General features: G+C 70.9%; 8 protein-coding genes. 4 read left to right on the top strand and 4 right to left on the bottom strand.

Annotation, left to right across the window (positions count from 1 at the left end; translation table 11 throughout):
- Positions 1-971, top strand: a 971-nt coding sequence (locus ABD951_RS01140) for an Ig-like domain-containing protein (RefSeq protein WP_345341199.1), incomplete at its 5' end; no start/stop codon positions are given.
- An 80-nt stretch (positions 972-1,051) separates the two neighbouring features.
- Here ABD951_RS01140 and ABD951_RS01135 read toward each other — a convergent pair.
- Positions 1,052-2,815 carry an AMP-dependent synthetase/ligase gene (locus tag ABD951_RS01135; RefSeq protein WP_345341197.1) on the bottom strand — a complete coding sequence of 588 codons (1,764 nt, stop codon included), beginning with the start codon at positions 2,813-2,815 and terminating at the stop codon, positions 1,052-1,054.
- The gene (locus ABD951_RS01130) at positions 2,812-6,270 is read right to left on the bottom strand and encodes a protein kinase domain-containing protein (protein WP_345341195.1); all 3,459 of its coding nucleotides are present in this window, start codon (positions 6,268-6,270) and stop codon (positions 2,812-2,814) included. Before ABD951_RS01130 ends, ABD951_RS01135 begins: the two co-directional genes overlap by 4 nt.
- Before the next feature lie 132 nt (positions 6,271-6,402).
- Between ABD951_RS01130 and ABD951_RS01125 the strand changes: the two genes are divergently transcribed.
- The 3 genes from ABD951_RS01125 (at position 6,403) to ABD951_RS01115 (ending at position 9,130) form a co-directional block, all read left to right on the top strand.
- Entirely contained in the window at positions 6,403-6,546 is a 144-nt protein-coding gene (locus ABD951_RS01125; RefSeq protein ID WP_345341218.1) for a hypothetical protein, read from the top strand.
- 105 nt (positions 6,547-6,651) lie between these two features.
- The gene (locus ABD951_RS01120) at positions 6,652-7,488 is read left to right on the top strand and encodes an SDR family oxidoreductase (protein WP_345341194.1); all 837 of its coding nucleotides are present in this window, start codon (positions 6,652-6,654) and stop codon (positions 7,486-7,488) included.
- A 232-nt stretch (positions 7,489-7,720) separates the two neighbouring features.
- Positions 7,721-9,130 carry an Ig-like domain-containing protein gene (locus tag ABD951_RS01115; protein ID WP_345341192.1) on the top strand — a complete coding sequence of 470 codons (1,410 nt, stop codon included), beginning with the start codon at positions 7,721-7,723 and terminating at the stop codon, positions 9,128-9,130.
- 70 nt (positions 9,131-9,200) lie between these two features.
- On the opposite strand, the gene ABD951_RS01110 is transcribed toward ABD951_RS01115, so the two are convergent.
- The gene (locus ABD951_RS01110) at positions 9,201-9,890 is read right to left on the bottom strand and encodes an ABC transporter ATP-binding protein (protein ID WP_345341190.1); all 690 of its coding nucleotides are present in this window, start codon (positions 9,888-9,890) and stop codon (positions 9,201-9,203) included.
- 26 nt (positions 9,891-9,916) lie between these two features.
- Positions 9,917-11,002: an ABC transporter permease gene (locus ABD951_RS01105; protein ID WP_345341188.1), complete on the bottom strand. Its 1,086-nt coding sequence runs from the start codon at positions 11,000-11,002 to the stop codon at positions 9,917-9,919.
- Positions 11,003-11,036 lie beyond the last annotated feature (34 nt).

Genomic DNA, 11,036 nt, shown 5'->3' with positions numbered 1-11,036 from the left:
ATTACGGTGGCTCGCTCGGCGACGGTACGTACCAGAACAAGGGTCCGACCGCGACGGTCCGCAAGAACGTCTCCTCGACGACGTTGGCGGGTGTGTCCGGTGTTCAGGTCGGCCAGGTGGTCTCGTTGTCGGCGTCGGTGACCGGTGGCGCGAACGGTGACACCGTCGAGTTCTACGACGGCGGCACGAAGATCGGGACGGGCACGCTGAACAACGGTGTCGCGACGTACTCGTGGACGGCGGCCAGCCGGGGATCGCACACGCTGATCGCGAAGTTCCCGGCGACGACCAAGGCCGACGCCTCGGAGTCGGCCCCGCAGACCGTCCAGGTCTCCGACGCCGACGCCGTCTCCTCGACTGCCCTCGCACCGGTCACCGGCGCGCAGGTCGGCCGCTCGAGCGCGCTGAAGGCGACGGTCACCCCGGCCGCGGCCGGCGGCACCGTCGTGTTCAAGGACGGGGGCACCACCCTCGCCGAGGTCCCGGTCGCCGCGAACGGTGAAGCCACCTACACCTGGGTGCCGTCGGCCGCGGGCAGCCACGCGATCACCGCGACGTTCTCCGGCCGTGCCGGCGTGACGGGGTCGTCGGCGAACGCGAACGTCGACGTCGCGGAGGCGCCCGCGGGCAACGTCTCCTCGACGACCGCGCTGGCGATCGGCGCGAACCCGAAGGTCGGCGTGTCGGGCATGCTCTCGGCGCAGGTCAACCCCGGTAACGCGGGCGGCACGGTCACGTTCAAGGACGGGGACTCCGTGATCGGGACCGCGCAGGTCGACGCCAACGGCGCCGCCAGCCTGCCGTGGACCCCGGCGACCGCCGGCCAGCGTGTGATCCGGGCCGAGTACTCGGGTGGCGGCAACGTCAATGCCTCGGCCGACTCGGAGTCCGTGCAGGTCGCGGCCGCCGGCGGCGGCGACGGCGGCACCGGCGGCGGCACCGGCAGCCTCGGCTCGCTGTTCGGTTCCTGACCCCTGGGCGACACAACGGGATCCCCGTCACCGCACGTGGTGACGGGGATCCCGTTGTTTCGGGTCAGTTCTGTTTCGGGTCAGTTCGCGTACAGCGCGTCGATCTGCTGGGCGTACTTGGCCGCGATCGGTCTGCGGCGCAGCTTCAGCGTCGGGGTGAACTCGTCGCCGCCGGGTTCCCAGACGTCGGGCAGCAGGACGTACTTCTTGACCTGTTCGACCTGCGAGAGATGCGTGTTGGCGGCGGCGACGGCCTGGTCGATCTCGGCCTGCACCTCCGGGTTCTCGGCGAGCTCCGTCGGGGAGCCGTCGGTGCCACCGTTCCGGGCGACGAACGCGGCGGCCATGTCGGGGTCGAGGGTGAGCAGGGCCGTCACGTAGGGCCGGTTGTCGCCGATCGCGACGGCGCCGGCGATCAGCGGGCTCGCGGCGTGCAGTGCGTCCTCGATGGCCGCCGGTGACATGTTCTTGCCGCCCGTGGTGACGATCAGTTCCTTCTTGCGGTCGACGATCGTCACGTAGCCGTCGGCGTCGATGGTCGCGATGTCACCGGTGTGCAGCCAGCCGTCGGCGTCGAGCGCCTCCGCGGTCTTCTCCGGTTCGCCGCGGTAGCCGCGCATCACGCACGGTCCGGAGACCAGCAGTTCGCCGTCGTCGGCCAACTTCAGCGTCACACCGGCGACCGGTTCGCCCACCGTTCCGATGCGGATCGACCCGGGGCGGTTCGCCGTGGCCAGCGCCGTGGTCTCCGACAGGCCCCACACCTCGCAGCATGTGATGCCCAGTCCGAGAACGAACGTCAGCACCTCGGGCGAGATCGGTGCGGCGCCGGTGAAGGCCAGGCGCACCTCGTCCATGCCGAGCTTGCGACGGATCGGAGCGAGAACGAGCCGGTCCGCGGCCGCGTGCTGCAGTTCCAGCCGGTGCGGGATCGGGGTGCGGGCCGAGCGCATTCGGGCGGTGCGACGGCCGACGTCGAGCGCCCAGTCGGCGAGCCTTCGCCTCGATCCGGTGGTGTCCGCGACCGCCGCCTCGACCCCGGCCTTGATCTTGTACCACACCTGCGGCACGGCGACGAACACCGTCGGACGCACCTGCGGCAGCACGGTGACCAGCTGCTTCGGGTCGGCGAGTGTGGTGGTCTCCCCACCGCAGAAGATCTGGGTGTAGTGGGCCGAGGCACGGTTCGCGATGTGCGCGTCCGGCAGGTACGACAGGACGCGGTCGTCGGAGGTCGGGTGGGCGAGCTGGGCCACCGCGTCGCGGTACGCGATCATGTTCGCGTGGGTGAGTTCGACGCCCTTCGGCGGCCCGGTGGTGCCGGAGGTGTAGATGATCGTGAGCACGTCGTCGGGGCGGACGGCCCGCCAGCTCGCGTCGAAGTCGAAGTCCGGGTCGGGATCCGATTCGACGTCGCTCAGCGCGACGGTGCCGTCGGGGGAGCCGTCGACGCAGACCACGCGTTCGACGGCGGTGCCGGGCAGGGCCTCCCGGAGCACCGGCAGGAACTGGCTCTCGCACACCATGACCCGGTTGCCTGCGTTGGTGAGCACGTAGTGCAGCTGCTCGGCGGCGAGGGTGTTGTAGACCGAGAACGGGGTGCCGCCGGCGTGCAGCGCGCCGGTGTCCACGAGGTGGAACTCGGGTCGGTTGGTCAGCATCAGACCGACCGTGTCACCATGGCGGACACCGAGTTTCGCGAGACCGGCGGCGATCGCCCGGACCCGCTCGGCGTACTCGTGCCAGGTGATCACCACCGCGTCGTCGGCGGTCCGCAGTGCCACGGAGTTGGGGTGCCGCGCGACGGTGTCCTGGAACGCGAAGCACAGGGTGGTGGTGCTCATGGTGTCTCCTCTTCCGATCGGTCACCGGGTCCGGCTGGGACATCGGGTTCGGCTGGGGCATCGGGTTCCGCGGCGTCCAGCACGCGCTCGAGGAATCCGTCCGGGATCGGGGGCCAGTCCGGGTGCCAGGTGCCGCCCCGGCGCTCGGCGGCGAGGGCGTCGAGGACGTCTACGACCGCGGGCCCCTCGTCGAGCAGGAGTCGGACCAGTCCCAGTCGCGCGCACGTGGCCGCGACCGGTGCCAGGGTGTTCTTCGCCTCCGCGGTCCGCCCGGCCGCGGACTGACAGGCCGCCAACAGGGCCTGCGACTCGAGTAGCGCCCGGGGCCGGTTCAGGCCCGTCAGCCGGTCGACGATCGCCTGCGCCCGCCCGCACGCCTCCTCGGCCGCGCCGTCCGCGGCAAGGGCCCGCACCGTGGCGAGCTCCTCGACGTCTGCGATGTACCTGGCGAGACCGCTCAGCGTCGGCGCCGACGGTTCGTCCTGCGCGGGTCGGCCGGAATCCGCGCTCGGGGCGGGTTCGGTCAGCGGCTCCGCGCGATTGGCCATCCCCCAGAGCGCACGCGCCCTGGTGGACAGCGTGTCGAGCAGGATGCGGAGCTTCGGGCCCACGCCGAGCGTGGTCGGGCGGAACTCGAAACTCGCCGACTCGCCGGGTGTCGCAACGGTTTCGTCGATCAGCCGCTCCGCCTCGGCGAGGCTGCCGCGTTGATAGAGCAGGTTGCCCAGCAGCGCCCCGCTCAGTCGGGCGATGTGGCTGTGCATCCCGCCGGTCCGGGCGGCGTGGGCCAGTGCCGCCCGGAAGTTCTGCTCGGCGTCGTCGATGTCGAGTTCCTCGTTGGCCGCGATCCCCGCGTAGCAGTAGCCGTACACCGCGCCGTACGGGTTGCTGTTCTGTTCGTGGAAGCGCGCCGCCCACCGTTGGACCCGGCGCACCTCGGTGAAGTCGTAGTGTTGCAGCGCGGTCAGGGACACGATGTTGGTCCCGAGCGAGATCTGCCACGCGGGCAGCGAGTCGACGTGTTCGCGCAACCGGTCCAGCAGCTGCCCGGCCCCGTCCGGTCGCCGCTCGGTCATCACGGTGGTCACGCCGGCCACGACGTCGGCCTCGGCGGTCATGGCCGCGGCGTCGACCTGGCTCACCTCGCCCTGTTCGAGTGCGGTGTGGACCAGGCCGAGTGCGGTGTGCGCCGCGGTGGCCCGCAGCAGCTGCGCGTTCGACCACGCGACCGACAGCTGCAGCCGGGGCCGGGACGTCGCAAGTGCCGGTGGGAGTTTGCCGACCAGGCCGAGCAGGGTCGACAGGTGGGCGCGGTGCACCAGCTCCGGGCCGTGGGCCTCGACCAGGTCCACGGCCAGCTCGGGGTCGTCGCCCATCAGAGCGTGATCGACGGCCTCGCTGAGCATGTCGTGGGCGGCGAACCAGCGGGCGGCGCCGCGGTGCAGTCCGGGCACCCGATCCGGATGGTCGCGGCGCAACCGGCGGCGCAGGTACTGGGTGAACAGCGCGTGATAGCGGAACCAGTCCCGGTCGTCGTCGACCCTGTGCAGGAACAGGTCTCGTCGCTCGATCGCCTCGAGGGTGGCTTCGCCCCGGGGGTTGCCGGTCAACTCGGTGGCCAGGTCGCCGCGCACCCGCGCGGGCACCGACGTCGCGAGCATGAAGTCGAGGGTGTCGGAATCCAGTGTGTCGAGGACGTTCTCGGCGAGATACTCGGCGATGGCCTGATGCCGGCCGGAGATGCTGTCGAGCAGTTCGGCGGTGTCCACGTTCTCGCGCAGCGACAGCGCGGCCAGTTGCAGCGCGGCCACCCATCCGTCGGTGGATTCGGTGAGCGCGGCCACGTCGCGGTCGCTCAGGGACAGTCCGCCCAGCTCGACCAGCATGCGCTGAGACTCGGTGGTGTCGAAACGCAATGCAGCCGAATCGATTTCGACGAGCTCTCCGCGCATCCGCATGCGGCCCGTCGGCAGACCGGTCACGGTGCGCGTGGTGACCAGAACCTGCAGGTGGTGGCAGCCGTTGTCGAGCAGGAACGACAGTGCCTCGACCGTCGCCGGGTCGGTGACGCGGTGCCAGTCGTCGACGACGATCCCGATCCGGATCCGATCTGTGTGGATCTCGTTGACCAGGGAGGTCAGCACGTAGTCGCGGGCCTCGTCGCCGTGCTCCTCGAGCACGAGCGCCAGTTCCTCCCCGAGCGTGGGTGCGACCCGCCGGATCGCCTCGACGAGGTGGGCCAGGAACCACACCACGTTGTTGTCGTCGTCCGCGACGGTCAGCCACGCGACCGCGGCGCCGTCCGCGGTGAGCGCGTCCCGCCACTGCGCGGCGAGAGTGCTCTTGCCGTACCCGGCGGGTGCGTGGACGACGGTCAGTCGCGGACGCTCGCCGATCCGCATCGTCTCGACGAGGCGACCGCGGTCGACCAGCGTCCGGGCCGCGGTCGGGGGCCGGAAGCGGGTCTCGGGCACCGGCGGGGTGATCGTGCGCCGGGCGGTGCGCCGCGAGCGGCGTCCGGTCGGGTCGCGCACCGGGTGGTACGCGGCGGTCGCGTCGGACGGTGCGGGTTCGAGGTCGTCCGCGACCGCCATGTCGTCGACCCGCAGCCCGTGGCTGCGCTGGATGTCGCGCAACGCGTCCCCGAACGCGGCCGCCGTCGGGGGGCGATCCGCGGGGCTCACCGACATCGCCCACTCGATCGCGGTCGCCAGGTCGGCGGGAACGCCGTCACCGCGCAGGTCGGGCACCGGCTGGGTGGTGACGCGCAGGAACTGGGCGACCACCTTCTCGCCCTGGCGCCTCTCGAACGCGGCGTGACCGGTGAGCAGGCAGAACAGTGTCGAGCCCAGACTGTAGACGTCCGCCGCCGGGGTGGGGGTGCGGCCGGTGAGCACCTCGGGTGCGGTGAACGCCGGTGAGCCGGTGACCATTCCGGTCGACGTCTCGAAGCCGCCGGCGACTCGCGCGATTCCGAAGTCGGTCAGTTGAGGCTCGTCGAAGCCGCTGAGCAGGACGTTGGCGGGCTTCACGTCGCGGTGCAGGGTGCCGAGGCGGTGCGCGGTCTCCAGGGCACCGGCGAGTTTGACGCCGATCGCGAGGACGTCCTGCCAGTCCATCGGCCCACCGGCTCGGAGCAGCGCGTCGAGGGAGCGCCGCCGGTGGTACGGCATCACGATGTACGGTCGGCCGCTGCCGGTGACCCCGGTCTGCAGGATGTCGACGATGTTCGGGTGGCCGGACAGCCGTCCCATCGCGCGTTGCTCCCGCAGGAACCGCTCGAGGTTCTCCCGGTCCAGGTCGGCGGTGAGTACCTTGACCGCGACGGTGCGGTCCAGCGAGGGCTGTACGCAGCGGTACACGACACCGAATCCACCGCGGCCGATCTCCTCGGCTTCGCTGAACCCGGCGTCCCCGAGTTCGGCGGTGATGTGGGCGTCACCGATGTCAGCCATGCTGGGCCTCGATCGACCAGGGATGCGTGGTGTGACTGAAGTCACTGCCCAGAATAGCGTCCCCGGACGGCCGATCCGGCCGGTTGGCCCACAGCCGCGAAACGGGGCAGACTGAGTGACATGGATCACAGGATGTCGGACAACGAGCTCCGGCGGGCCATCCGGATGCTGAGGGATCGCGCCGACGACGCCCGAGGCCGTCACGACGACGACGCCGCCGATGCGATCGAGCGGACGATCCGCGACTACCAGGACGAGATGGCGACCCGGCTGTAGCCGCGATCGACCTCGCGGCGGAACCCCGCCGCGAGGTCGCCCTGCACGCACGCGTCCCGCGCGTAGACTCCGCCTGACTCGACGAGGCGGACACCAGGGGGAACGGTGAAGGATCTACGCGGCAAGACGTGCCTGATCACCGGCGCAGGCAGCGGCATCGGCCGGGCCACCGCGCTCGCCTGCGCGGCCGAGGGCGCCGAGCTGTTCCTCACCGACATCAACGAGGTCGGGCTGGTGGAGACGGCCGCCCTGGTCGAGGGGCGGGGTGGGAAAGTGCGGGACTCCCGTGTCCTCGACGTCTCGGACTACGACGCGGTCACCGCGTGGGCGAAGCAGGTCGACGCCGACCACGGCGCCCTCGACGTCGTGATGAACGTGGCGGGGATCTCCGCCTGGGGCACCGTCGAGAATCTCGAACACCGGCACTGGAAGTCGATGGTCGACGTCAACCTGATGGGCCCGATCCACGTCATCGAGAACTTCGTGCCGCCGATGGTGCGGGCCGGTCGCGGCGGACACCTCGTCAACGTGTCCTCGGCCGCGGGCCTGCTGGCTCTGCCGTGGCACGCCGCGTACAGCGCCAGCAAGTTCGGCCTGCGGGGCGTCTCGGAGGTGCTGCGGTTCGACCTCAAGCGCCACGGCATCGGGGTCTCCCTGGTCGTTCCGGGCGCGGTGAAGACACCGCTGGTCGGGACCGTGCAGATCGTCGGGGTGGACCGGGACGATCCGCGGGTGCGCAAGCTGGTGCACCGGTTCGAACGTCGCGCCGCCTCGCCGGAAAAGGTCGCCGACTGCATCGTCCGCGGCGTGAAGAAGAACCGTTTCCTGGTGTACACCTCCGCGGACGTGCGATTCGGGTACTGGTGGGCGCGCAAGTTCGCGCCGCCGTACGAGTTCGTGATGCAACGGGCCAACGACCAGTTCGGCAAGTTCCTCCGGTAGGACCCTGGCCTGCGGTGATCGCGGGCGGACCGAATGGTCCGATGGGTCCGGTTGCGATCAGGACGGACGTCCGGCTTCTTCGTCGAAATCGCCGTCGCGGGTGATCGAATCGTGATCTACTGCTCCCCGATTTCGGTCGGAACCGGCCCCTCGGGGGAGGGCGCCGGACCAGTCGACCACAAACATTCGGGCCGCCCGTTCGGGGTCGCCCACCGGTCCTGGGAGGGATGACATGTCGGGGATGTCTGGGCGCCGCACGGTCGCCACGGCGAGTGCGTTCGCCGTCGCCGCCGGTTTCGCGGTGACGTTGGGTGCAGGAGCAGCGGGGGCCGATCCCGCCACGGTGACGTGGGCGGACGGTGCCATGAACTTCACCCGCACCGTCAGCAACGCGACCCCCTCCGAAGGTGAGGTCGTCACCGCCACGACGACGGTCACCGGCGCGGGGAACACGATCAACTGGGTCGAGGACACCCGCCCGACCTGCCTGAACTACAAGCAGGACACCGCCAAGGTGAACGGGTTGCCGGTCGCCGTCTCGAGCCTCGGCGCAGGCACGGTCCGCGTCTCCGGCAGCTGGGACGCCGGCACCACCCAGACCTACGAGTTCCAGTACACGGTCGGCGCGAACTGCACCCGTGAGGTCGCGCAGACCACCGGTGTGTCCTACAACGGCACGACCGCGTCGGGGCAGTACCTGAATCAGGGGCCCGCCTACACGATCAAGAAGAACACCACCACCACGGCGCTGGACGCGGTCGGCTCGCTCAAGGGCGGCGTGAAGTCGACGCTGACCGCGCGGGTCCTCGGTGGCCGGGCCGGCGACCTCGTCAAGTTCTACAAGGGCGCCGACGAGGTCGGTTCCGGGGCGCTCGACGCCGCCGGTGTCGCGACGTTCGCGTGGACGCCGTCGAACACCGACGCGGGCACCTTCGACATCACCGCGAAGTTCCTGGCCACTCCGTTCGCACTGGAGTCGGTGTCGCCCGCGCAGTCCATCGCGATCCAGCCCGGCGACCAGACCACCCAGACCACTCTGATCATTCCGACGACGGCGCTGATCAACACCGACGTCGTGCTCGAGGCGCAGGTGTCGCCGTTCCCGGGCGCAGGCACCGTCACGTTCAAGAACGGCATGACCGTGCTCGGCACGGCGAACGTCGGCGCCGACGGCAAGGCCAGTGTGGTGCAGAACTTCAACGTCACCGGTGACAAGGCGATCACCGCGGTGTTCTCCGGCGCTCCCGGATTCGCCGGCTCGACGTCCACCGCGCAGACCATCCGCGTCAGCGAGCCCGGTGCGACCGACGTCGCCACGACGCTGACCCTCGACATCCCGGCGCAGGCGCAGCGGGGCCACTACATCTTCCTGCGCGCGAACGTCGCGCCGAAGGCGACCGCGGGCACCGTTCAGTTCTTCAGCGGCAACGAGCCGCTCGGCAACCCGGTGAACGTCAAGGACGGCCTGGCCAGCCAGAGCTACATGTTCAACGCCAGCGGCACGTTCGACGTCCGCGCCGTCTACAGCGGTGCGCCCGGCTTCCTCGGCTCCGACACGACCGGGACGATCACCGTCACCGACGACCCGGTGCCCGGCACCGGCGGCGGCACCGGCAGCGCGGGCATGTTCGGTTCGTCCTAGCAGCCGCCCCACCCACACGGCGCCCCACCCCGGAACACTCCGGGGTGGGGCGCCGTGTGTTTCGCCCGGGTCAGGCCGCCGCGGTCGATGCGTTGCGGGTCAGCACGCCGCTGTGCATCTCGTACACCTCGTCGACGAGGTCGAGCTGAGCGAGGTCGTGGGTGACCATCACGATCGCGACGTCGCGTTCGCGGGCCAGCGTCGCCAGCAGCCCGACGATCTCCCGGCTGCGGGCCTCGTCGAGTGCGGACGTCGGCTCGTCCACGAGCAGCACCGACGGGTCGTTCATCAGGCTGCGGGCGATCGCGACGCGCTGCCGCTGCCCGCCCGACAACTGGTTGGGGCGCTTGTCCAGGTGAGAGCCGAGACCGAGACCGGACAGCAGGTCGCGTGCCCGCTCGCGCTGGGCGCGGACCCGGCCGCCGCCCAGGTGCGTCATCATCAGCAGCTGCTCGGTCGCGGTGAGCGAGGCGAGCAGGTTCGACTGCTGGAACACGAACCCGAGACGTTCGCGGCGCAGCGTGGTGCGCTGCGCGCGGCTGAGCCCGGTCGTGTCGACACCGTCGACGACGACGGTGCCGGAGTCGGGGACGGTCAGCAGCCCCGCGACCGCCAGCAGGCTCGACTTGCCCGACCCGGACGGGCCGGTCACCGCGACCAGTTCGCTGCGCTCGACCGCGAAGGTCACGTTGTCGAGCGCACGGAGGCGGGTGTCGCCGTCGGGGTAGGTCAGGACCGTGTCGCGCAGGGTGATGCTCATCGGTGGATGTCCTTTCTCGGTCGGTGTCAGCGAGCCGCGCCGAGCGCGGTGAGAGGGTCGATGGTGGCGATGCGGGTCACGGCCGCGGTCGCGCCGAGCATGCCCAGGACGACGAGGGCGACGAACGGGGTCAGCGCGCCCGAGACCGTCATCGTGAACGGGACCGCCTGGGCGGCAAGGGTTCCCAGGCCGACTGCGGTGAGCGTGCCGAGGCCGGCGCCAACCACGAGCACCGCCAGTCCCTGGCCGAGGGCGTCGCGCAAAAGGTAGCCGGTGGACGCACCGACGGCCTTGAGGACGGCGAGGTCCTGGCCGCGCTGGATGGTCCAGACCGTGAAGAACGCACCGACTACGAGGGCGCTGACCGCGAGCAGCATCACCTGCATGAGCAGCAGGGAGCCGTGCTCGGAGCTGTAGCCGCCGATCGCGTCGAGCGCGCCGTCGGCGTCGGTGATCGCGGTCCCCGTGGCGGCGGCCGCCGCGGTGTCGTCGAATCCGGCGGAGGTGCGCAGCGCGACGGTGGTGCCCTCGCTGCCGCCTGCGGTCGGGAGGGCGAGCCAGTCGGACCGGTCGAACCAGACCACCGGTTGGTGGCTGTAGTACGAATCGTCGACGAGCGCGGTCACCGTGAACGTCCGCCCGCCGGCGTCGACGTGCTGGCCGAGGGTCACACCGTTGTCGTCGGCGAGCGACCGGTCGACGGCGATCTCGCCCGCGGTCAGCGGCACCGGCGCCGCGAACGACGCCCCTTCGACCCCGAACGCGCTGGCGCCGATGTCTCGGCCGGTACCCGGCTCCGCGCCGGTGACCGTCAGGCGAGTGGGCGCGACCCCGACGATCGTGGCCTCGTCGACCCCCGGCAGTGCGGCCAGCTCGTCGCGCTGGGCGTCGGTGACCCGGGACTCGGAGAACGAGAGCGACTGGCCCTCCGCGGGCGCGCCGAACGCGAAACGGTCCGCGCCGATGCCCTGCACCGCGGCGATCGACTGGTTCCCCAGGCCCGCGGTCAGTCCGGACAGCATCACCACCATCAACGAGATGAGGAACAGGACGGCGATCGTCAACGCGAAGCGGCCCTTGGCGAACGCGAGGTCACGAATACTGAGGAACATGGCTTCCAGCGTCGTCGCCGAGGGTGGGTCACGG

The organism is Rhodococcus olei, assembly GCF_039540555.1.
Taxonomy (GTDB): domain Bacteria; phylum Actinomycetota; class Actinomycetes; order Mycobacteriales; family Mycobacteriaceae; genus Rhodococcus_G; species Rhodococcus_G olei.
This window is presented reverse-complemented; position numbering and strand designations above follow the sequence as displayed.